This window comes from Reichenbachiella sp., from assembly GCF_039941815.1.
Lineage (GTDB): Bacteria > Bacteroidota > Bacteroidia > Cytophagales > Cyclobacteriaceae > Reichenbachiella.
Map to the genome: position 1 here is coordinate 165,452 of NZ_JBDVDW010000032.1, position 22,068 is coordinate 187,519.

At 40.6% G+C, this 22,068-nt stretch carries 20 protein-coding genes; 8 read left to right on the plus strand and 12 right to left on the minus strand.

The features are described from left to right. The first annotated feature begins 130 nt into the window (after nt 1–130). From ABJF11_RS07970 to ABJF11_RS07990, 5 genes are all read left to right on the plus strand, one after another. Nucleotides 131–457, plus strand: a complete 327-nt coding sequence (locus ABJF11_RS07970; protein ID WP_348119275.1) for a helix-turn-helix transcriptional regulator — start codon at nt 131–133, stop codon at nt 455–457. Further along, nucleotides 454–3,090: an ABC transporter permease gene (locus ABJF11_RS07975; protein ID WP_348119276.1), complete on the plus strand. Its 2,637-nt coding sequence runs from the start codon at nt 454–456 to the stop codon at nt 3,088–3,090. Before ABJF11_RS07970 ends, ABJF11_RS07975 begins: the two co-directional genes overlap by 4 nt. Nucleotides 3,091–3,248: 158 nt before the next feature. Further along, entirely contained in the window at nt 3,249–5,156 is a 1,908-nt protein-coding gene (locus tag ABJF11_RS07980; RefSeq protein WP_348119277.1) for a hypothetical protein, read from the plus strand. Between the two features lie 124 nt (nt 5,157–5,280). Next, on the plus strand, nt 5,281–5,442 hold the full coding sequence (locus ABJF11_RS07985) for a hypothetical protein (RefSeq protein ID WP_348119278.1): 162 nt from the start codon (nt 5,281–5,283) through the stop codon (nt 5,440–5,442). 161 nt (nt 5,443–5,603) lie between these two features. After that, complete coding sequence (locus ABJF11_RS07990; protein WP_348119279.1) at nt 5,604–6,923, plus strand: hypothetical protein; 1,320 nt, start codon at nt 5,604–5,606, stop codon at nt 6,921–6,923. Between the two features lie 140 nt (nt 6,924–7,063). Here ABJF11_RS07990 and nqrE read toward each other — a convergent pair whose 3' ends face one another. From nqrE to ABJF11_RS08015, 5 genes are all read right to left on the minus strand, one after another. Continuing rightward, a complete protein-coding gene (gene nqrE, locus ABJF11_RS07995; RefSeq protein ID WP_348119280.1) occupies nt 7,064–7,675 on the minus strand; it encodes an NADH:ubiquinone reductase (Na(+)-transporting) subunit E in 612 nt (203 codons plus the stop codon). Nucleotides 7,676–7,705: 30 nt separating this feature from the next. After that, nucleotides 7,706–8,389, minus strand: a complete 684-nt coding sequence (locus ABJF11_RS08000; protein WP_348119281.1) for an NADH:ubiquinone reductase (Na(+)-transporting) subunit D — start codon at nt 8,387–8,389, stop codon at nt 7,706–7,708. Nucleotides 8,390–8,434: 45 nt separating this feature from the next. Next, a complete protein-coding gene (gene nqrC, locus ABJF11_RS08005) occupies nt 8,435–9,241 on the minus strand; it encodes an NADH:ubiquinone reductase (Na(+)-transporting) subunit C (RefSeq protein WP_348119282.1) in 807 nt (268 codons plus the stop codon). After that, nucleotides 9,228–10,418, minus strand: a complete 1,191-nt coding sequence (locus ABJF11_RS08010; RefSeq protein ID WP_348119283.1) for an NADH:ubiquinone reductase (Na(+)-transporting) subunit B — start codon at nt 10,416–10,418, stop codon at nt 9,228–9,230. The genes nqrC and ABJF11_RS08010 overlap by 14 nt, the downstream gene beginning before the upstream one ends. Nucleotides 10,419–10,538: 120 nt before the next feature. Next, entirely contained in the window at nt 10,539–11,894 is a 1,356-nt protein-coding gene (locus tag ABJF11_RS08015; RefSeq protein WP_348119284.1) for a Na(+)-translocating NADH-quinone reductase subunit A, read from the minus strand. 357 nt (nt 11,895–12,251) lie between these two features. Here ABJF11_RS08015 and ABJF11_RS08020 point away from each other — a divergent pair, with 357 nt between their 5' ends. Next, a complete protein-coding gene (locus tag ABJF11_RS08020; protein WP_348119285.1) occupies nt 12,252–12,935 on the plus strand; it encodes a hypothetical protein in 684 nt (227 codons plus the stop codon). 16 nt (nt 12,936–12,951) lie between these two features. Here ABJF11_RS08020 and ABJF11_RS08025 read toward each other — a convergent pair whose 3' ends face one another. The 3 genes from ABJF11_RS08025 to ABJF11_RS08035 are packed head-to-tail and all read right to left on the minus strand — an operon-like array spanning nt 12,952 to nt 14,856. Further along, on the minus strand, nt 12,952–13,371 hold the full coding sequence (locus tag ABJF11_RS08025) for a hypothetical protein (RefSeq protein ID WP_348119286.1): 420 nt from the start codon (nt 13,369–13,371) through the stop codon (nt 12,952–12,954). Between the two features lie 54 nt (nt 13,372–13,425). Next, nucleotides 13,426–13,959: a metal-dependent hydrolase gene (locus tag ABJF11_RS08030; protein ID WP_348119287.1), complete on the minus strand. Its 534-nt coding sequence runs from the start codon at nt 13,957–13,959 to the stop codon at nt 13,426–13,428. Next, nucleotides 13,960–14,856 (minus strand): 4-hydroxy-3-methylbut-2-enyl diphosphate reductase, encoded by an 897-nt coding sequence (locus ABJF11_RS08035; protein WP_348119288.1) that lies wholly within the window; start codon nt 14,854–14,856, stop codon nt 13,960–13,962. A gap of 194 nt (nt 14,857–15,050) precedes the next feature. Here ABJF11_RS08035 and ABJF11_RS08040 point away from each other — a divergent pair, with 194 nt between their 5' ends. Further along, on the plus strand, nt 15,051–15,671 hold the full coding sequence (locus ABJF11_RS08040) for a hypothetical protein (protein ID WP_348119289.1): 621 nt from the start codon (nt 15,051–15,053) through the stop codon (nt 15,669–15,671). A gap of 184 nt (nt 15,672–15,855) precedes the next feature. Here the strand turns inward: ABJF11_RS08040 and cmk are convergent, their stop codons facing one another. Further along, complete coding sequence (cmk, locus tag ABJF11_RS08045; protein WP_348119290.1) at nt 15,856–16,539, minus strand: (d)CMP kinase; 684 nt, start codon at nt 16,537–16,539, stop codon at nt 15,856–15,858. Nucleotides 16,540–16,944: 405 nt separating this feature from the next. Between cmk and ABJF11_RS08050 the strand changes: the two genes are divergently transcribed. Then, on the plus strand, nt 16,945–18,048 hold the full coding sequence (locus ABJF11_RS08050) for a hypothetical protein (protein ID WP_348119291.1): 1,104 nt from the start codon (nt 16,945–16,947) through the stop codon (nt 18,046–18,048). Nucleotides 18,049–18,099: 51 nt separating this feature from the next. On the opposite strand, the gene ABJF11_RS08055 is transcribed toward ABJF11_RS08050, so the two are convergent. Genes ABJF11_RS08055 through trkA form a run of 3 tightly spaced genes read right to left on the minus strand, consistent with a single transcriptional unit; the run spans nt 18,100 to nt 21,992 of the window. Then, on the minus strand, nt 18,100–19,191 hold the full coding sequence (locus tag ABJF11_RS08055) for a prolipoprotein diacylglyceryl transferase (protein ID WP_348119292.1): 1,092 nt from the start codon (nt 19,189–19,191) through the stop codon (nt 18,100–18,102). A 6-nt stretch (nt 19,192–19,197) separates the two neighbouring features. Beyond that, the gene (locus tag ABJF11_RS08060) at nt 19,198–20,655 is read right to left on the minus strand and encodes a TrkH family potassium uptake protein (RefSeq protein WP_348119293.1); all 1,458 of its coding nucleotides are present in this window, start codon (nt 20,653–20,655) and stop codon (nt 19,198–19,200) included. Continuing rightward, nucleotides 20,652–21,992: a Trk system potassium transporter TrkA gene (trkA, locus tag ABJF11_RS08065; protein ID WP_348119294.1), complete on the minus strand. Its 1,341-nt coding sequence runs from the start codon at nt 21,990–21,992 to the stop codon at nt 20,652–20,654. The genes ABJF11_RS08060 and trkA overlap by 4 nt, the downstream gene beginning before the upstream one ends. Nucleotides 21,993–22,068: the final 76 nt, after the last annotated feature.

A 22,068-nucleotide genomic window follows, 5' to 3' on the forward strand; every position in this document is an offset into this window, starting at 1 on the left:
ATTTGAGGATAACAGCAATAATCTCAGCTAAAAGAAGATAAGCCAACATTTATATATCTTCTTAAAACTAGAAACTAATAGTTTGAATCTTCGTACACGCTTATTGAAAACTCAATAAACTCAAACTTATATGAAAGGACACATAGGAGAATTTGAAGAATTAGTCTTACTGACCATTGCCACACTTGGTGAACAAGCCTACGGAGTGGCAGTATTGGAAGACATCCAAAATCGCACAAACAGAAAAACCAGCATAGGAGCCCTTCACTCGACCATAACCCGGCTCGATGAAAAGGGATTTATTACCTCATATCTGGGAGAACCTACCAACGAAAGAGGTGGTCGTAGAAAGCGCTTTTTCCAGCTCACCGCATCAGCCAAACAAGCCTTGTCCGATATGAAATCCTTGCGAGATGAACTATGGACGTTGTCAGACTTAAAACTCACTTCAAGATGAAAAATCAAGGTCAAAAAACTCAATCCCCGCCTCGCCTGGCCGTTAAACTCTTCTTCTGGTTTTGTGGTAATGCAGCAGTGGAAGATTTATATGGTGATCTCGAAGAACTATACATCTCGAATACTACCACAATAGGCAGGAAAAAAGCCAACCGAATATTCTGGCGTCAAGTCCTCTCACTGATATTCTCATATGCTGTGAAGAAAAGAAAGAAGGACGCCTCATACTCGTTTCGATTCAATGCTCCCTCTTTGGCCCTGATAGCAAATTTCTTAAAGGTATCAGCAAGGAGCCTTGTCAAACACAAAACCTTTTCCTTCATCAATATCATTGGTTTGGCTTTTGGGATGTCCATCTGCCTACTGGGAATCACCATGCTCTACAGTATACAGCAGTTTGACAAGTTTCATGTCAATGGAGATCGAATCTACCGCATCAATACAAAAATCAAAAGTAGTTCGGTCAATGATAAATTTGCGACTACAGCTCCATATGTGACCGACCGGATTGGTGGCTACACAGAGCAAATTGAGTCGACTATTACCATCAATGATGGCTTCAACGCACAGATTGATATTGATGAAAACGAAATGAGTTTTTCAGGACTGTATGCGGATGTCGAGTTTTTGAAGGCGTTTACTTTCCCACTTCAAGCCGGCAACACGTCATCAGCACTAAACGAACCATTCAGTCTGATCCTCACTGAAAAGTCTGCTACACGCCTCTTCGGGCATTCAGATGTACTGGGCAAAGTGCTGGAAGTAAAAGAGAAGGGCTTATTCAAAATAACCGGCATCATGAAAGACTACCCGTCTGCTTCTCATCTCCAGTTTGAAGCGCTGGTCTCCTATAGCACGCTGGAGGCAATTGACAAAGGGCTAACCAAGCGATACGATGACTACAGATTCTATATCAACTCATACACCTATCTATTATTAAAAGAGGGGGTGTCAGCCAAATCTCTGGAAGAGCCTTTGTCAAAAATCGCAGACGGACTCTCTGTCGACAATGAGCAATTTGCTCTGTATTTACAGCCAATTTCCAATATTGTCTCAGGAGAGGATATCAACTATTCGATCGGACCAGTCTTTGATCAGTTGACGATGGCATTTTTTGTTTTTCTTACCTTAATTATTCTGCTTCCGGCTTGCTTCAACTACGCTAATCTATCACTCGCCAGATCGTTGAAAAGAGCTAAGGAGATCGGCTTGCGAAAAGTAGTCGGTGGTGGCAGAAGAGATATTTTCATTCAGTTTTTGTTTGAAACACTGATCATAACTTGCATCTCGTTAGTCGGAGCGGTGTATATCTTCACCCTGATCAGAGAAGAATTTTTGAGTATGATTATAGGAGCAGACACTTTGGATCTTTCGATTCATTGGCCGGTAGCTCTCTCGTTTATTGCGTTTGCTCTTTTTACTAGTTTTTTGGCTGGAATCATTCCTGCCATCTACTTTTCCAAAATGAGTGCTATTTCATCATTGAAGGGTGGCGCCAAAGCCGGCATACTGTTTAAGGGCGGCCTTAGAAATGTACTAACGGTAGTACAGTTTTGTCTATCTATTCTGTTCATCTTCGGCGCCATTGCCATGAGTACACAATACATCCATACTATCAACTATGAAAAAGGCTTCGACGAATCCAATAAAGTTCTACTTCCTCTACATGGCGTAGACAAAGATTTGGTTTCGCATGAATTCTCCATCCATCCAGAAGTCCAGCAAATAGCCTTCTCATCCGGCGTCCCCGGTACACCCTCTAATGATGAAGAGTGGGTACAAATAGAAGATGGAATAGATTCTGTGGCAGTGGCACAGTTATTTGTAGACAATTCATATTTGGATCTTATGAAGTTCGAAATTATTGAAGGCAAAAAATTTATTGAAGACCTGAGCAGAGTAAATGAGGAACAATTGTTTATTAATGAAACCCTGCTGACCACCATGAATTGGACTAAACAGGAGGCGTTAAACAAAACACTTCTTCTTGAAGGCGGCCACGTAGGCAGAGTAATAGGAGTGGTGAAAGATTTTAATCACCTCCCTGTTTTTGAAGAGATTCAACCCTTCTTTTTTAGATATAATCCAGACCGGTTTAGTACTGCCACTATGCAAGTGAGTACAACAGACGTATTTGGTACAGCTATGAAATTTGAAGCCACTTGGGAGACGCTTAACAAAATAGTCCCTTTTGAATTGATCTTCTTGGAAGATAAATTAGATACGGCTTATCAGTCCTTAAGAAATCAAATCAAGATTTACTCATTTTTGAGCTTTCTGGCAATTTCAATAGCATGCCTTGGTCTTCTGGGAATGGTTGTTTTTTCTATGGAAAATAAAATTAAGGAAATCGGAATTCGCAAGGTGATGGGAGCCTCAGTCAAAGACTTGACTCTTCAACTCTCTAATGGTTTCTTCAAACTCATGCTCATTGCCGCCATTATTGCGCTCCCGTTAGCCTTTGTGTTCTTTGAATTTATGCTGGGCCAAATTGTATTTTATCATGCTCCTCTCGGCTGGTTCGAATTGAGTCTAAGTTTGATTACTCTTATTATATTAGGTGGAGGGACGATAGTCACCCAGACCTTGAGGGCTGCCAAAATTAATCCCGTGAATAATCTGAGGTACGAATAAAAAAAATAAATAGTATTATCTTTAACGGAGGCCTTCATTATTTGGAGGTCTCCTTTTTTTTCATGCAACTTTGCAGATTAGAAGTTTAATACATTTATAACTACCCTTTGGACTGCCACGCATTGAAGAATCTCATTGTTTATCTTCTTCTATTACTCTTGCCTAGCACTGCATTATACGGGCAGAAAAAAGTACTTAAGGCCAAGCCAAAAGCAAAAATGGATACCGTTCGGGTGAAAGCCGATCGCTTCATCTTCATTCATGATCACGCTTACTATGTACGTAAGGATTCTGTCTTCATCTTGCCTGATACTACAGATTTCTATATCAGAAAAAACAACCTTGAAAGGACGCAGGAATTTTATAAACAAGTAGAGAAGAAAATGAGTAAGTCAAAAGTGGCTAGCCTCATGTACGGTGTCATGTTTGCAAATAATGGCTCTTCTCCTAGAGCGGAAGAATTTCACGAACAAGCCTTCACCCCTTATGAAAGGGATAAAATATCTTCCTTGAAATACAAGCACTTGCCCATCTTTGGTGCGACAGTAAAAGATACCACAAAAAACAACCCGTCAAAATGGACCAAGCCTTTAAATAAAATTCATGTTCATACGCAGGATTGGATCATTAGAAAAAACCTGACTTTCAAAGAAGGCGACCGGGTCGATCCCTCCGACCTTGTGGATAGTGAGCGTCTTCTTCGACGGCTTGACTATGTGAAAGATGCTCGCATAATGATAAGACAGGGCTCCACCAGGCGAAAAGTGGATGTGGCAGTCGTCACACAAGATGTTTTTCCGTACAGTTTGCTGCTGACTCCCAGCAATGACAACGATGCGCTCTTCGGTCTTAGCAATGTGAACATTGCTGGTATAGGGCATGAACTAGAATATGACTATATCCGAAATGGTGGTTCAGATTTTTTTTATAGAATTATAAATATTCAAGGTTCTTTTATTGACAGTGAGCTCAACTATGCCAACCACTTCAGACGAACTGGCATTGGAGGGTTCTTGTCACGTGACTTTTATACACAAGAGACAAAATATGCAGGCGGTGCGGCACTCAGCAGATATAAGTACGGAGAATACAACTATGAGCCTGCCAGCGACGTGGCCTCTCCTTATTTCTATGAGAAAAAATATGCCAGCTTATGGCTCGGTCGGTCCTTCAAAACAAATATCAAAACTCACCTTCTAGGTATCAATGCAGAAACTAACGCTGTGGCCTCAGCAGGTGTGGAGCATTCGGATTTTTACGATCGCCCCATAGTAACCGCCGACACCAACTATCGATATCACGATAATACAACCTACTTATTGAGTCTTGGCCTGAGTTCGAGAAACTATTACAAAGACAGGTTTATTGTTCAATTTGGACGGACAGAGGACATCCCTACGGGTAGTGAGCTAGGGGTAGTGGCAGGATACCAAACAACAGAATTCAACGAAAGAGTCTACATTGGATTCAATTACGCCAGAGGTGGTTACATTAGGAAATTTGGTTACCTAAATGGAATCGTGTCTTGGGGAAGTTTTCTTAGCGAAAACGGATATGAAAACGGAATCTTCAGAATTGGTGCCGACTACTTTACATCATTGATCAATGTAAATCAGTACAAGATTAGACAATTCGTTGACCTTACCTTTAGCCAGGCTTTGCATCCTGATGAAGAATACATTTTGAGCTCAGAAGATCATCTGGGAATTAGAGGTGTGAGAAGCTATTACTTGAGAGCGACCACAAAACTAAATCTAAGGTTAGAAACAGTGTTGTTCACTCCTATCAACCTTATAGAATTTAGAATGGCTTTGTTCGGATTCTTTGATTATACGATGACCAAAAATATTCGTAATAACTTTTTCGATACTGATCATTTCTTAGGACTAGGTGGCGGTATCCGACTTCGAAATGACAACTTAGCAGTATCCACCATACAAATTAGATTAGGATATTATCCTAGCACCCCGATAAATGCTGGTACAGGACTAGTGGATCTTTCGACCTCCTCTCATCTCAATATCCGGGACTTTGCCTTTAGAAAGCCGGAAATAATTCCATTTTAAACTGGATTCAATCGAATAATATCAGGTTGGCTCTAATCGAAGAAAGAATTCTGATCTTTCTCAACACATTATTCCCCGATATTTACTCTTTTGTAAAATTTTTCAAACACTAAAATTTATTATTATGAAAAGAGTAATTGTAATTTTCTCACTAGTTTTTGTTTCAATGTTCGGATTCTCAGCTTGCGAGGGCGAGAGTGAATTTGACGAAATCCAAATGGATTTACCAACCTCAACAAATGATATTGATGATGATGATGAGACCGGAGATCCTACTGGAGGCTAATTCAGTGTTTTTTAAAGGCAAACAGAAAATGTTTGCCTTTACTATTCTAATTTCACGTTTGTTAGATCTTGCCCTACAAATAATCAAATAATAACCTATATTTGATTACATTCAATTTTTCGTTTTTGAATGCTACCCAATAAGACCTAACCCCTTTTGACATGTCAGTGATTCTAACTCACTTATTACTCATTTATTCATTATTTGGATTTGATACTGAAATTCAAAAAGAAGTTGACGACCTGAATAATCTCTGCAAAGTTTATTATCGCTCTAATCCTGATACAGTAAAAATTCTTGCAAATCGTGCACGTCAAAAAGCAGCGAATTCAGACTATTCCTTTGGGCTTGCCAAAAGCTTGTTTTTTCTTGGAGCTATTGCTGATCAAGAAAACCGGCCGGATGAAGCCGTACCTTACCTATTAGATGCACTAACTCATTTTGCATCAGTGAATAGTAAAACTGCTCTTTCAAATCAAGCGGAAGTTTGCGTAACTCTTGGTAAAATTTTCAAACAACATCATCATGAGGATGAAGCTATTGAATTCTACGAACAAGGAATTCAATATGCAGTTTCCGCAGAAAATAACAAGGCTTTACGAAAATTGCTTTACAATCAATCTGGGGCTTATAGGAAAAAGCAGCAGTTCACTGTAGCCACTGACTTACTTATGCAAAGTTTGGAATTTATTAAACCAGAGGATAATGTAATCAAACAAAGAACATACAATCAACTAGGAGCGATTTATTATGAGATTGGAGAACTAACCTCTTCCAGGGTGTGGTTCAACAAAATGATTCTATTAGATTCTGGAGGAGCACCATCAAGATATTCCGGGCAAGCTTATCACAACATTGCCCTCACATACCAGAAGGAAAATAATTTTGAGAATGCCTGGAAATATTACCTTTTAGCAATTCGGGAAAAAGAAAAAATAAACAATGCCAGAGATCTATTTGTGACCTATAAAGATGTAACGGAAATGTCTTTAAATAATGAGCAATACGACATGGCTATGTCCTATGCTCATAAGGCTCTTTCACTACTAGATCAAGTCCCCAAGACGCCTGAATATTATGAACTATACGATTTTCTATCCAGTTGTTTACTTAGAACGGATCCAAACAAAGCTTTGCATTACTCGAGACTCTATGCGGGTGAAAACAAGGCTTTTTTGAGTCAGCAAAAGCAACTGATAGCTGCAGGAGACAAATACAAAGTACAATTGATCACCTCGAATTATTTCTACAAAATAGAACAGGCGAAAGAAAGAATAAAGCTAGCCTGGACCGCGAGCTGTATGGCCGCTTTCCTATTTTTAGCCTTCCTCTTGACAATCAAAATCTATAACATCTACAACTATAAGTCTCCAAGCCTGGCACTCTCACATATCAAAAATCAGAAAGAAATGATATACCTACTTGATCTGTTTAGAAGAGAGAAAGAGGAGATGAAAAAAACGCTTAGGCAAAAAAAGTAGCCCCAGCTTTTCCATAAACTGTTCAGCTAACTCACCACTCAATTCTTAAATCCTAAGAGGATTTATTGGGCAAAAAAAGTCCTGCCATCCTGATTAAGTACAGGAGCAGGACATTCTGTTTCAGATTAATTCTTTTGATCTTATAACACGATCCCAATAAAGGATTTGAATGCAATTCCCATCAATCCAGTCAGGATCATTGTAATACCGAGGCCTTTGAGTCCATTGGGTACGTTGGAATACTTTAGCTTTTCTCTGATGGCCGCCAGTGCTACGATGGCAAGAAACCAACCGAATCCGGAGCCTGCACCATAAGCTGTAGCCTCGATTATAGTATAATCTCTCTGCACCATAAATAACGATGCGCCAAGGATCGCACAGTTCACTGCAATCAATGGAAGAAAGATCCCAAGTGAACCGTAGAGTGCCGGAGACACCTTCTCTATGATCATCTCTACCAGCTGTACCATAGCTGCAATAATTGCAATGAACATTATGAATTGCAAAAAGCTAAGATCGATGGTTTCAAAGCTACTGTTGATCCAAACCAAAGCCCCTTCTTTCAGAATGTACTCCTGTAGAACCCAGTTCATTGGCACAGTGATGGTCAATACAAAGATTACTGCTGCGCCAAGCCCAAGGCCTGTGGATACTTTTTTGGATACCGCCAAGAACGAACACATACCTAGAAAGTATGCGAACACCATGTTGTCGATAAATGCGCTTTTTATGAATATATTAAATGCTTCCATTTCTATTTCTTTTGTATGCTCCAGGCACGCTTAGTGTTCTACGTATCCGTTCTTAGTTCTTTGAATCCAGATTAATATTCCCAGTACCATGAAAGCACCGATAGAATCTACCATTAATCCATTGGTTTGAATATTGACAAGTCCTCCTGTCCAATCAGAGATAGTCGCATATACTGGCACATCGAATACGGTACCAGAGCCAAATAGCTCTCTGAAAAAAGCTACTGTCAAAATGATCCACGCGTACCCGAATCCGCTTCCCAGTCCGTCGAGTACCGAGTCATAAGCCTTATTTGCCATAGCGAACGCCTCTAATCGTCCCATGACAATACAGTTAGTAATAATCAGACCTACAAATGCCCCGAGTACTTTGTACATGTCAAACAGATAAGCCTTCAACACCTCACTCACAAGAGTCACCAACGTGGCTATTACAGCCAACTGAACAATAATTCTAACTCGTCCAGGGATGAGATCTCTCATTAGAGAAATGATAAGGTTGGAAAATACAACCACAAATACCACTGCCACAGACATGACAAGTGTCGGTTCCATCTTCACTGTTACAGCTAGAGCAGAACAGATGCCTAGTACTTGTATAGTGATCGGATTGTCATCATTCAACGGATCCGTGATGAACTTCTTCCTTCTCTTCGACAATAAAGGCTCTGAAGGCTCTTTTACTATCGTTTGTTCCAAAGTTTCTGTACTCATTGTATCTTATTTTAATGGGCATCGCCCAATCAATTCATTGCTTTACTATTCAGCAGATTCTTCTACCATTTCCTCTTCTGTGCTTACCACCTCAGCTACCGGCTGGTCTGCAGCTCTCTTCTTTTCTATAAATGTGCTGTAATACCCAAAATAATCTTTCAGCATAGCATTCACACCTTTACCTGTCAAGGTAGCACCTGACATACCATCAATGTGATGATCATCCAAAGGCAGTCCTTTTTCACCTTTCACCATATCTACTGACTGAAAGGAGCCTGATTCATCATAAAGCTTCTTGCCTACGTATCTGCTTTTTACTGCCTCATCCGTGATTCTAGCTCCTAAGCCAGGTGTCTCAGATTTGTGATCGAAAGCTACTCCTCTTATTGTATTTAGATCACCGTCCAGAGCAATAAATCCTGATATCCAATCCCAAAGACCAGCCCCAAACATCGGGAAAATATAGGCATCTACCCCAGAGCCGTCTTCTTTCATATACATGAATATCGGATAAGGTCTGGATTCAACATCTTTCTTGTATTTATTATGATTCTTTTGAAAGTCGATTTTCTCAGCAACCAATGGATTTCCTTTGGCATCTTTTTCCATAAGCTCTCCATTGATATCGACTACCATAGAGGTCACACGTGTCTTGTACAGCTCTAGTATTTCGTTGGGCTCTTTGATATTAGAAATATCCATCACCGCCCCCAAAATCTTCTTCTTGGTATCCAACTCAACTTGCTTGTCTTGCAATGGCTTCAATACCACTGAAGTACCTGACAGTAATACTGCCAATACTATGGTCAGTATGCCGGAAAAAACTACTATGTATAAATTAGATCGTTGCACGTTTCAACCTCCTTTTCTTGTTAGCTGCTACCACATAAAAATCAATAAGTGGCGCAAATACGTTCATTAATAAAATCGCCAGCATGATTCCTTCTGGATAAGCTGGGTTAAATACTCTTATGATAATGGTCAGTACTCCAATAAGGAATCCATAAATCCATTTTCCTGTTTCGGTTTGTGTGGCTGTGACAGGGTCAGAGGCCATAAACACTGCACCAAAAGCTAAACCACCGATGACCAGGTGATAGTGTGCCGGCAACTCCATGTATGGGTTGACTCCAAGCATATTGCAAACAGAACCCATAACGAAGGCTCCGAAAAACACGCTAAAAATAATCTTCCAGCTACCTACTCCTGAGATGATGAGGATGGCTGCACCAATCAAGCACATCAAAGTAGAAGTCTCTCCAATACTACCAGGAATGATCCCGATAAACATATTCCAAAAATCAAATAATCCGGCGGACCAGGTATTGCCCAGCATGCTCAACATAGATTCACTGCCTTCTACTGCCGCCGCACCGATTGCAAGTGGTGTAGCTCCTGAGAATCCTTCAATAGCCTGCTCAGTACCTAAGTATGACCAAACGTCACCTGAAATCTGCGAAGGGTAAGCAAAATATAAGAATGCTCTTGCGGTCAAAGCCACGTTTAGGATATTCATTCCTGTACCTCCGAATGCTTCTTTGCCGATGATGACTGCAAATGCTGTAGCCAATCCAACTTGCCAAAGTGGTATGGAAGGAGGCATCACTAGAGGAATCAGCATCCCTGTGACTAGAAACCCTTCGTTTACTTCGTGTTTTCTAATCGTCGCAAAGGTGAATTCTATACCAAGGCCAACTGTATACGATACAATCAAGATCGGCACAACCAATGTGGCTCCAAGCAAAATCTCACTCGCCAGGTCTGCTACCTGACCGATGGCCAGATAATGTTGATGTCCAGCATTCCATATTCCGAATAGAAGACAAGGAATCATGGCTATGATTACTGTCATCATCATTCTCTTCATGTCGATAGCATCTTTTATCTGAGTTCCTTTGGCACTTGTCGTGCTGTTTGGGGCCAGAAAGAGCGTCTCATGCGCTTCGTATATATAGAAAAACTTCTCCCACTTACCACCTTTTTCAAAGTTGGGGCGAACCTTCGCAAATATGTCTTCTATAAATTTCATGTGTTTATAATTGCTTTCTTATGTTACCGGTACCCCGGTACGATGTAACTCTCATGGGTCTCAATCTATTGATTTGTTTAATGTTCGAAGATTGAGCTTCCCTATTGGCTTCATCGATTCTTAACTATTTTTTACTAGATCCAGTCCTTCTCTTAAAATGGCCTGAACGTCATTTTTCGACACATCGATAAATTCACAAAGCGCCAAATCTTCCTCAATTACTTCATAAATGCCTAAGCCTTCCATATCATCAAAGTCCTCAGCGAGTATCGCTTTTAGCAAGTGGGTTGGAAGTATATCCATTGGAGTCACCTTCTCAAAGGCACCTGTTTGCACAAATGCTCTATGCTGACCTCTCATGTTGGTATCAAGTACATACTCTTTTTTCTTTCCGCCAAGGAAAGAAAGTAAGCCAAACGCTCTATGAAAACTCAAGCGATTAGTTGTAGGCAAAATCCAGCCAAACAGCTCGTAATAGTCCCCTTCAGGAATCACTGTAAGCTGATGATGATAGAATCCAAGATAGCCTGTGGAGTTCACTTGATTTCCGGTCAATACATTTCCAGAAATATATCTTACATATCCGTCATTGATAGTACCATCAATCAATTTGTTGATGGCAGCACCTGAGTACATCTTATAGTATTGTGGAGCTTTCACCTCAGAACCGGTCAGAGCGACAACCTTGGATGCGTCGTACTTTCCTTCAAGAAAAAGTTTGCCAATTTGCGCCACTCCATAAGGATGGACCGTCCAAGAGACTTCTCCTTTGTTGATCGGCGCCAAATGATGAATCTGTACTCCTACATTTCCTGCAGGATGTGGTCCTGATACAGTGTTTACTTGTGCTTCTGAGTTTTTAAATAAATCAGAAGTATCAGAGGCACTGATGTTGACATGGACCTTGCCATCTGTTAGCTTGGCCAAAACAGCGATACCTGCTTCAAAATAATTCTTCTGCCCTTCCAGGATAAAGTTCATATCCGGAGCCAGTGGATGCGTATCAACTGTTGAAACAAAAATGTTCTTTGGAGAATCATCCGGGTTGGCCACCACGCCAAACGGGCGTTGAATAATATTAGGCCAAACACCGCCTTGAGTCATCTGCGCTATCGCAGCTTCTTTGGAGAGACTCTTGATATCGGTATGCTTCTCGAATGACTCGAAAGACACCTCTTTGTCAGCCAATATCCTTACTTCCAATATTTTTCTTTTGGCTCCTCTGACCACTTCCGCTATTTCGCCACTTACTGGTGAAGCGTATATCACGTTTTCGACCAGCTTGTCCACCAAAATTGGTGTGCCGGCTTTTACGTTGTCACCCTCCTTGACCAAAAGCTTTGGACGGTTCATACCAACAAAGTCCGTGGGTTTAATGGCGTAAGTCTCCGCGAGTGGGAGTTCTCCGATTTTCTTTTCAGCTTTTCCTGCGAGATTGATATCAAATCCCTTCTTAAGCTTTATATTCTGAGACATATTTTATTGCAAAAGTCCTGTTTTATAAAACGAGGCAAAAATAATAAAAAATTGATGATAATGGGCTAGGAGCGCAATTATCGTAAAAGAATTTGAAGATGAAAAGGCAACAGATTAAAATCATGATTTGATAATGGACTTCTTACATTCCAACCAGGCAGAATCAGATGGCAGTCCACATAATGAAAATAACCAATCAAAGACTTATGTAAAGGAGTAGCATAATTCAATAATCTAAATTGCCCATATGGTAAACCAGCAGATTTTATTACTGGCATTAGGCATCTCAGCTAGTTTTAGCCATACATTTTACTCTACAAAACAGCCATTGACTATGAAAAAACCTAATTTTGGGCGATGAAAAAGATCTTAATACTTCCCTTTCTAACATTGACTCTTCTTAGCCTTTCGGCAAACGGCCAAGGGTTATCTGCCTCTGTCATAATTCCAAAAGACGGGTATGTCTCTGTCCCGGTAAGTCCACTTTCGATCAGAGGACTTGGAGTCAGTTTCGGTTTGATTGGTATTGAAACAGGAGCCTCTCTTTATAATATGCCCGGTTTGCCTATGGAGGGACTACCTTTTGACACAGATAAACCGGTCACCGGTCCTCATTGGTCTATTCTGGTTCCGCTGCAACTAACGCTGACGCTGGAATCGAACGCAGTCTCTGTCAAGTTTCTAGGTGGTGGATTCGGAATGGGGCATCTCGCTCCACGGATCAACTATGGCAACATGGATCGCGCGATTCGCACACATGAAAATTGGGATGTTGCAAATTCCGACCTCGAAGTGGAGAACAAACTAGGCTTTGGTTGGATGACAGGTGTAGAATTGTCTTTTCATGTGAGTAGCAAGTTTTCTATTACTACGGAGGTACAATACCTAAAAGGGACAAGTGGAGCGGCTATAGTGGGAGAGTATTCTGGTGGGTCGATCGGAGGCTCCATTGAAAACAGAGTTGTCGAATACCCAGATACCAAAGTCCTTCTGGAAGGAGTAGAGATATCCATAGGAGTAAAAATGAATACGTCCAAATAGTTTTTAAAACCCTGCTCTAGTTGACTGCTTCAAACAGATAGCTTCTGAATTCTCCATCAAATTCGCTAGAGATTTTGTGTTCTGTAGCATTGGAGGTGATGATCTGCCAAACTTGGACTGAGTCTCCAATGGTGATTACAAGTTCGTTTCTGTCAGTGCTGAATAGATATTCTCCGGAGAGCCCGGGGGCATCATTTTCATAGCACTTACTTCTGCCTTCATTCACTTCATATCTTCCACTGGAGAAATAAGTATAATTATTGTCGGCTACACAATCGTACGGAATCAGTGTTCCTAGCTCAACTTCGATGGCTGTCAGCTGCCACACTTTTCCCAATGAGTTTGACCCGCTAAAATGATCATAGCTATCATCAGCGTCTTCAGAACAAGAAAAGAAAAGGCAGGCAAGAAAAAATGTTGTCAATGTGAGTCGCATAGTTTATTAGAGTTTGTCATAAGACAAAAAGCTCTGATATCACCCCCAAAACGGTTATTTCCTTTTAAAAGAAATATAGGTGATTCCCCAAAATATTAGTGATGGAATTCCAATCCAGATGGCTTCACTTTTCAGCACCTCTAATCCACGTGCTGAGAAGAATCGAGCAGCACCGATTGGTGAGACAGCTATCGGCCTCCACGGGAGGAAGTATCTGGTATTGTCCCAAGGAGAAAAGAATGCTACGCCCAATCCGCCGTTGGTCATAGAGTCCAAAAGAGCGTGAGAGGCTGTACAGATAAAAAAATAGCTCCATAACAAGATCAAGGATTTCCAATTACCCTTTTTTATAGAGAATAACGTAGCGCATATCACGCCAATTAGTAAAGCGAAAAGTATCGAATGTGAAAATCCTCTGTGACCCCAAAAGCTGCCATAGGCAATTCCAAATTTGAAGGCCAGCACATCTATATCTGGTAGTATTGTGCAGCAGACGCCAACCAACAATACCCTCGGGGTAAAATGTTTCTGGGGAAACCCTGTCTTGATTGAGACAGCAATGATTGCATGACCAAAAGCTGAGGCCATTTATTGCGCAACGGCGGCATACTGGTTAATAATATAATCTCTCACTTGCTCCATCAGCCACATGGGGGTGGATGTAGCTCCGCAAATTCCTATCGAATCCTCGGGTCGAATCCAATTAAGGTCAATCTCTTCTTCACTGCCAACAAAATAACTTCGTTTATTAAAATTCTTGCATACCCCATAAAGTGCTTTTCCATTGGAGCTTTTTTTACCGCTTACGAAAATGATCACATCGTGCTTTTGGGAAAATTTTTCCATACTGGGCTCTCTATTCGACACTTGTCTACATATACTATCGTTAGCCTTGAAATCTGTGATTTCAAGTGGTTGGCCTTTTGCCGCTGTGATTTTGTCTTCTATGAGCTGCTTTAATCTATAGAACCCTTTGGTGCTTTTGGTGGTCTGACTGTAGAGTGTGATTGGTCGGGCAAAATCAATCTGGTCCAGATCTTCGTCTTCCATCACTATAATAGCCTTCTCTTTAGTTTGACCGGTAAGTCCAATGACCTCAGCATGACCTGGCTTGCCATAGATGACAATTTGACCTGCTCGCTCTTCCATCTGATCGAACGATCCCTTTACTCTATTTTGTAGTTTGAGTACTACGGGACAGGAGGCATCGATCAATTCGATATTATTTTGGATGGCAATCTTATAAGTCTCCGGTGGTTCTCCGTGCGCTCTAATCAGGACTTTACAGTTGTGAAGGTTTTTCAACTCTTCATGCTCAATGACTTGAAGCCCTTTGGCAGAAAGACGCTCCACTTCCATATGATTGTGGACAATATCTCCAAGGCAGAAAAGCTGACCGCTTTCGTTGAGCTCATCCTCGGCCATTTCAATGGCGTATTCCACACCAAAACAATACCCAGAATTATTATCTATCTCTATATTCATCTTTAGTCGAAACGTTGTACAAAAGTAAAATATATCTTTCTAGCGATAGGGTTAAGAGACAAAAATGTTCAGAACCCAATAGTCGCAAAATATTAAACGTATATTTTACAATTTAGGTACTAGTACCTATATCAATTGACTTTTAGGTAGACTAGCTTGCTAAAATTAATTACCTAAAACCTAACCATTACCTTATGTCTAGTCATAAACTAAAGTTACTTTCAGTATTATTATGTTACATCGTGCTGATGTCATCCTGTGGGAGCGAGGGCGATTCACAGACTAATGAAATTCCATTTACTTCAAAGCAAGTCACTACACTGGCAAACGAAACCCTAAATGGAATAAGTCCCATTTTTGAGGAAGTCAAAAATAGTGCCCGAGTCCAATCAGAACCATTACTTTTATCCTTTGATTTGGTGTTCGACACAGAAACAAATCAAATGGCAATTCTTGGTTTCAAAGAAGAAAGTTATTTTCCGATCGATGGCCGTGAAGAAACTGCCCGAGCACTTGGAACGGTATATACTGTAGATTGCACAATTGGTAATAAAACAACCAGTATTGAATGTGATGGGAAATGGAACTGTGGATCAGCTATTGCTGACTGTCTTGAGCAAGGTGGTTGTGCAACAATATGCGAAAACCCATCAGGGCTATCAGCACAGTCAATCAGAAACCATGACATACGGTTTTTAGCAGACAGAGGGATTTCTTCTACTACGATAAGTGCCTCGCTCTTAAAAACAACTAGTTTAGACCTTTCTAAGACATCCGTTTACTCTGTCAAACTAAAACGCTTTCTCTACTTCTAAAACCTGTAGACCGATTTCACACCGGAGTAGAAATAATAAGAATCATTAATTATTATCTGCTCTGCCGAAGGAGTGTATCTTTCGGCAGAGTCTTTATTTAGTGCTTTGCAGATCTACTCGGGAATAGATCCAAATTCTATGTTGTATAAGGTTTAGAAGAGCCAATTTCGTATTATCCACCAGATCAACCATTCGTCATTCGGCTGGTAGCGAGCTGCACAATATGATCTACTTGTTCTTCAAGAAACATGTGCGTCGTATCTACTTCAACACTATCTTCTGGCTTAATGAGTGGGCTTTCCTCTCGAGTAGTATCTATCTTATCACGTTTTCTTAGGTTATCCTTTACGTCTTCCAAATCGACGAGCTGATCCTTATCGAACAACTCCTTTTGCCGTCGCTCCGCTCTGACATCGAAGTCAGCGTTCATGAAAATTTTTAGCTCTGCCTCTGGAAATACCACCGAACCAATATCACGTCCGTCCATAACCACTCCTTTGGATCTACCCATTTTCTGCTGTTGTTTTACCATCGCTTGCCTCACTGCCTTAATCGCAGCCACTTCGCTCACCTTTTGCGAAATATCCATATGACGAATTTTCTCTTCGACATTTAGTCCATTCAAGAAGGTTTCGTTTTGGCCTGTGGATTCGTTGTGGTGAAAAGAGATTTCAATATTATCGAGCGCCTTACTCACAGACTTCGGATTTGTAAGGTCGATATAATGATCAATGAAATAAACGGTAACTGATCTATACATGGCTCCAGTATCCACGTACGCATAATTTAGTGCGGCCGCAACACGCTTGGCAGTAGAACTCTTGCCACAAGCAGAATAGCCATCAATGGCAATGATAATTTTCCTCATGAAATTTTTGGCTCAAATGGGTTAATGATCTTCCAAATTCAGGTGCCTATAGTTTTAGCAGTCTTTAATAGGACAAGGTATTGGTTTGCCTTTCTTAATCTTCCGAGGTTTTCTTTCCTTAGGATAATGCGAAGACTTGCATGAGCCAAAACTTAGAAGCAACCCTATTAAAATTAATGAAAAAGTTCGTGAAGTGAGTTTGAAGTACATGAAATTTTCGTTTGAACAAATATAGTCACAAAAGAAATTTTCATCCTAAACATTGCAGTAGCATCCTCATATATGTAGATTGGTAAACTCCACTTAACAATCGAATGCTTTATTAATTAAAAAAAGTTGCCCTATGAAATCCAAAAGGCTTTTGTACTTCGTATCTCTTGTCAAATCACAAAATAAAAATAATATATGAGTACCATCGCATCTAAGAAAGACGAAATTAAATGGCCTGAAATATTTAGCCTGGGCGCTTTAAATGTCTCGGTAGTTATAAGCTGGATTGCCTACCATGAATACCAACCTATTCTTTTAGAAAATTTTAGTTTCGATCATTTATCAGACTTTCTTATCATCTCTAAGGGATTGATTCTTGTACTGATCCCAGCACTAGCTGGACTATTGGCTGATTATCTGCTCGGGAAAAACGGTAAATTTTTCACACTTTTTACTGTCGGCATTGGGGCTACAGCAATGATTTTCATGATTGTGGCTTCCATCATTGGGGCTGGTCCTGTCGGCGCCTTAAAACCTTTTTTGCCCTACATGATCATTCTTTGGTTGATTTCCATGAACCTATTTATAAGCCCGGCTTATTCGATGATAGAAGCCTTTGCACCTGCTCAGAAGCTGCCTATTGTTATGGGTTTCTTGTTCCTTGTTACAGAATTGGTTTATGCACTTGAGCCTTTGGTTGTGGGATTGGTGCAGTTTTTTGGCGATACGCTGACATTTATCGTCGGTGGAGTTTTGATCTCAGCCAGCGGATATTTATTTCATCGAATATCCTCTGATGAAGTTATTTCAAGGAAAAAAGAGTTGATGGAGTCTAGGGTAAAGCCACAGAGCTTTCAAAGTTATATTGCCATACTCACAGTAGGCTTGGCACTTGGAGTAGGTAAGGCGTTTTTGGTAGAGTACATCCCCTCTAGTTTTGAGCACTCATTCCCCGAGATGAGCAGTCTTGGCGGCTATGTTTCCTTTGGGTTATTAGGCTTCTCAGCCATACTTGCTTTTGTGATAAGTAAAAAGGTGGCCACCATGAATACTCAAAATGTACTAATCACAAGTTTGATTATTATCTGTGTAGGTACCTTGATACTCATTGTATCTTCAAACCTGACACTATCGATTATTGGTGGATTGATTACTGCTATTGGGTTCAGCATGTTGAATATCAGCGGTCTGCCATTTGCTATCAATCAATTGTCTGTAAAACATATCACCTACGGTGTTGGGATTTTCATAGGGGCGTCGGAAGTATGTTCAGGCTTATTTGAATACTATTTCAGATAGCCAACCATATTCGAAATCATTGATAAAAAGAGCCTCTGTTGGGCTCTTTTTTTATTTCGTTTTTTTCCCAAATCCCCAAAACTTGATCATAAAGGTAACTCCCCATAAGAATAGAGGAATACTCAGCCATTGCCCCATATTTAGCGGAATGTCTGCCTCCCATGATTCTTGATTTTCTTTGAAAAACTCTACAAAAAATCGTTCTGACCATAGCATGGTCATAAAGAACCCAAAAAGAAAGCCTGCTTTGAGCCTTGATCGATGATAGTACCAGACATGAGCCAAGATTAAGAACATCAGGATACAAGCAATGGACTCGTACAGCTGACCAGGGTGCCGTGGTACTCCCAGTACATGAATTTTTGCATATTGAACTCCTCCGGACTTATATAAGTCATATGGCATCTCTAGCCCTTTTTCATAGAAAATGTGCTTCCGTATACTGCCTCGACTCAATGCATTGGGCACACTCCTTTCAAAAAATCCGCTAGAAGTTTCATCCAGTTCGATACCTCTTTTATATTCTAATACTATGGTCATTGGGACCAGGCCTGCACTATCACTTTTGGCCTTACCACCTTTTTCAAATGACACATTTTCAACTCTTTCATCACCACGTAGAAACATATCCTCCACACTTCTAGCAAACACCACCCCACTATCTGTACCCGTTGGCAAACCGATAATTTCAGAATTCATATAATTTCCAAACCTTATAAATGCCCCTACAAGTACCGTCACTATCGCTACTCTATCCAAAATCCATAAATAGGTGAAGCCGTAGTTTTTAGCATAAAGGTATAATGCGATAAACATTCCAATCGCACCACCATGACTAGCCAACCCGCCTTCCCAAATCTTGAATATTTCGATGGGATTGCTCAGGTAATAACCAGGGCTATAGAAAAGACAGTGGCCTAACCTGGCTCCCACAACTACGGCAATCACCAGATACAACGTCAGCTGATCGACATCTTTTGGGTCTTTACCTTCTCTTTTGAATATCCAATACATAACCTGCTGTGCCACAATAAAACCCATGGCGAACAACAAACCATACCATCGAACTTCTCTTTCAATGATAGGTATGGTAAACATTTCCGGACTAGGACTCCAGATTATAAATTCAAGGATAGATGTCATGCTTAACTATATTTTACGCCAAAAATATGGCGTTAGTAAAATCAATACTGTAAAAAGCTCCAGCCGGCCCAAGAGCATTAAAAAAGACAAGAACCACTTGCCGGGTACCGGTATGGCTGCAAAATTATCAACTGGTCCTACCTGGCCAAGACCAGGGCCTATATTGCCAAGACAAGTGGCTACGGATCCTATGGCTGTCAAAAAGTCAGACCCAATCCACGCCATGATCACAGATCCAAACGCGAATATCGAAATATAGATCATGATAAACGCCAGGATATTGTACGTAATGTCTCTATGGACAGCTTTTTTGTTTAACCTCACAGGTATTATCGCAGAAGGATGAAGTTGCCTTTTGAGCTCCAATATGCTATTCTTAATAAGGACAATATGCCTAACAATTTTTACTCCGCCGGCTGTACTTCCAGCAGATGCTCCAAAAAACATCATTACAAAAATCAGCACTACAATCGAAGAGGCCCATTGGCTATAGTCTGTGGTGACATAGCCAGTGGTGGTTATTATTGATATTACTTGAAACAAACCGTTCCTGAATGATTCTTCTATACCTAAGGAGGAGTGTGTGAAAACACTTACGCCGCAAATGATGGTAAGTAGAATACAGAAGGCAGCGTAGAATCTAAACTCTTCGTTTCTATATACCGTCCTAAACTTACCATGAAGCCCAAAGTAGGTGAGTGTAAAATTCGTACCCGCAAGAAACATAAATAACGTAATCGTATATTGTATAAAGGGCGATTGATAATAGGCAATGCTAGCATTTTTGGTAGAGAATCCCCCTGTAGCCATCGTAGTGAGGGCATGGTTTATAGCATCATAGAAGCTCATCCCTCCCAACCATAATAGAATCATTTCCGTAAGGGTCAGGCCCACATAAATAAACCAAAGACGCTTAGCTGTTTCTGTGATTCTAGGTTTTAATTTATCTGGCGTGATACCCGGAGCCTCGGCTACAAATAGCTGCATGCCTCCAATGCCTAATATGGGTAGAATCGCTACGGCTAGCACGATGATTCCCATTCCTCCAATCCATTGTGTCAGGCTTCTCCAAAACAAAATGCCTTTATCTATAGATTCAATGTCTGTAAGAATGGTAGCACCAGTTGTAGTAAACCCCGATATAGTTTCAAAAAATGCATCTGTGAAATTGGGAATCATGCCGCTCAGCATATAGGGCAGGGTGCCGAAAACCGACATCGTCAACCATCCTAAGGTCACGATTAGATATCCATCCTTTTTCTTGAGCTCCTTGGATCTATTTTTTCGAGTGAGTACGAAGGTGATATAGCCTACAAACATGGTGATACCACCTGATTTTAGTATTGGTATCAAATCTCCGTCGTCAAAATATAAACTAAATGGAACGCATAACATCATGAACGCTCCGTTCAACAGCACCAGCAGGCCGAGTACATTTAGAATTACTTTGTAATTGAATCTCATTTGAAGTATGCTTCTACTTTTCTGATGCACTCAGAACGCGTCAAAACAACCACTCGATCTTTGACCTCGAAGTGAAAATTTCCTCTGGCGATATGTCCCTGCCCGTTTCTAATGACACCACCAATAATAGCAGATCTTGGAAACTCAAGGTTGCGCAACTCATGATCAAGTATTTTGGAGCCTTCGGTCACTTCAAATTCCAAAATTTCTGCATCCACGCCATGAATAGTGGTCATGTTTACCACTTGCCCCTTTCTTATGTATCTAAAAATAAAACTAGCCGCAATCAACTTCTTGTTGATCATCGTGTCCACTCCGATATTTTGGGACAAATGGATATAGTCCATATTCTCAACCAAAGAAATAGTCTTGCCCACACCATGATTTTTTGCTACTAATGAGGAAATAATATTGGTTTCTGAATTGCCAGTAACAGCAATAAAGGCATCCATATCATCGATCCCTTCTTCCTTTAGTAAGTCAACATCGCGTCCGTCTCCATTGATAATCATGGTGTTTTGAAGCATATCTGCTAGTTCAAAACACTTATCTCTATCCTCTTCGATTAGTTTAATATTGTATCGCTTGCTTAGCTGCAATGCTGCCTGAATACCAATCTTACTTCCACCTAAAATCATGATATTTCTAATGTCCTCGCTTTGCTTTTTAGCAAGGTCAAGCACTCTTTCTACACCATCAGGTTGACATATAAAATAAGCATGATCATTGATGAGAAACTTATTGTCTCCATGCGGTATGATTGTCTCTTGATTTCTGAGTATTGCCACTGTGGTAAAACTGTGATCTGGATTGAGATACGCCGCCTCGACAAGTGTCTTTCCATTCAATTCAGAATTTTCATCAATGGTGATCCCTACCAAGGATAAAGTCCCTTTTTCGAAGTCAAACAAATCTGTGAGGGCAGTTTGTTTGAGCAGTCTTTTTATCTCTTTGGCTGCCAAAGATTCTGGAGAGATAATTTCATCTATGCCTATGTCCTTGAGGTCAAGGATTTCTTTCTTATGCAGGTATTCTGTATTTGTCACCCTGGCGATCGTTTTGCGTGCGCCCAGGTTTTTGCCAATAATGGAGGTGGATATATTGGTAGCTTCGGATTCTGTAACCGCGATTAGCAAATCTGCTTTTCCGATTTGTGCCTCTTCAAGCGTACGAAAGGAGGTCGAATTTCCTTTTGTAGTCTGTACATCCAGATGATTGGCAATGTATTGAAGCTTGTCGTCATCCATATCGATGATGGTAATATCGTGTGCTTCAAATGCCAACAGTTTGGCCAAATGAAACCCCACATCTCCAGCTCCTGCTATAATAATCCTCATACGTAGCTTTTTCCCTTTACCGATTGGTGTTAGCAAATATATAAAAACCCTCTTCTTGTGAAACGAATCGCATGTT

Bases quoted from the DNA above. Each gene is read 5' to 3' on its own strand.
- ABJF11_RS08015 (WP_348119284.1), bottom strand. From the start codon at position 11,894: ATGTCTCAGAATATAAAGCTTAAGAAGGGATTTGATATCAATCTCGCA.
- ABJF11_RS08020 (WP_348119285.1), top strand. From the start codon at position 12,252: ATGAAAAAGATCTTAATACTTCCCTTTCTAACATTGACTCTTCTTAGC.
- nqrE (WP_348119280.1), bottom strand. From the start codon at position 7,675: ATGGAAGCATTTAATATATTCATAAAAAGCGCATTTATCGACAACATG.
- trkA (WP_348119294.1), bottom strand. From the start codon at position 21,992: ATGAGGATTATTATAGCAGGAGCTGGAGATGTGGGGTTTCATTTGGCC.
- ABJF11_RS08030 (WP_348119287.1), bottom strand. From the start codon at position 13,959: ATGGCCTCAGCTTTTGGTCATGCAATCATTGCTGTCTCAATCAAGACA.
- ABJF11_RS08000 (WP_348119281.1), bottom strand. From the start codon at position 8,389: ATGAGTACAGAAACTTTGGAACAAACGATAGTAAAAGAGCCTTCAGAG.
- ABJF11_RS08040 (WP_348119289.1), top strand. From the start codon at position 15,051: ATGTCTAGTCATAAACTAAAGTTACTTTCAGTATTATTATGTTACATC.
- ABJF11_RS07985 (WP_348119278.1), top strand. From the start codon at position 5,281: ATGAAAAGAGTAATTGTAATTTTCTCACTAGTTTTTGTTTCAATGTTC.
- ABJF11_RS08010 (WP_348119283.1), bottom strand. From the start codon at position 10,418: ATGAAATTTATAGAAGACATATTTGCGAAGGTTCGCCCCAACTTTGAA.
- ABJF11_RS08055 (WP_348119292.1), bottom strand. From the start codon at position 19,191: ATGACATCTATCCTTGAATTTATAATCTGGAGTCCTAGTCCGGAAATG.
- ABJF11_RS07975 (WP_348119276.1), top strand. From the start codon at position 454: ATGAAAAATCAAGGTCAAAAAACTCAATCCCCGCCTCGCCTGGCCGTT.
- ABJF11_RS07990 (WP_348119279.1), top strand. From the start codon at position 5,604: ATGTCAGTGATTCTAACTCACTTATTACTCATTTATTCATTATTTGGA.
- ABJF11_RS07970 (WP_348119275.1), top strand. From the start codon at position 131: ATGAAAGGACACATAGGAGAATTTGAAGAATTAGTCTTACTGACCATT.
- ABJF11_RS08025 (WP_348119286.1), bottom strand. From the start codon at position 13,371: ATGCGACTCACATTGACAACATTTTTTCTTGCCTGCCTTTTCTTTTCT.
- ABJF11_RS08060 (WP_348119293.1), bottom strand. From the start codon at position 20,655: ATGAGATTCAATTACAAAGTAATTCTAAATGTACTCGGCCTGCTGGTG.
- cmk (WP_348119290.1), bottom strand. From the start codon at position 16,539: ATGAGGAAAATTATCATTGCCATTGATGGCTATTCTGCTTGTGGCAAG.
- ABJF11_RS08035 (WP_348119288.1), bottom strand. From the start codon at position 14,856: ATGAATATAGAGATAGATAATAATTCTGGGTATTGTTTTGGTGTGGAA.
- ABJF11_RS08050 (WP_348119291.1), top strand. From the start codon at position 16,945: ATGAGTACCATCGCATCTAAGAAAGACGAAATTAAATGGCCTGAAATA.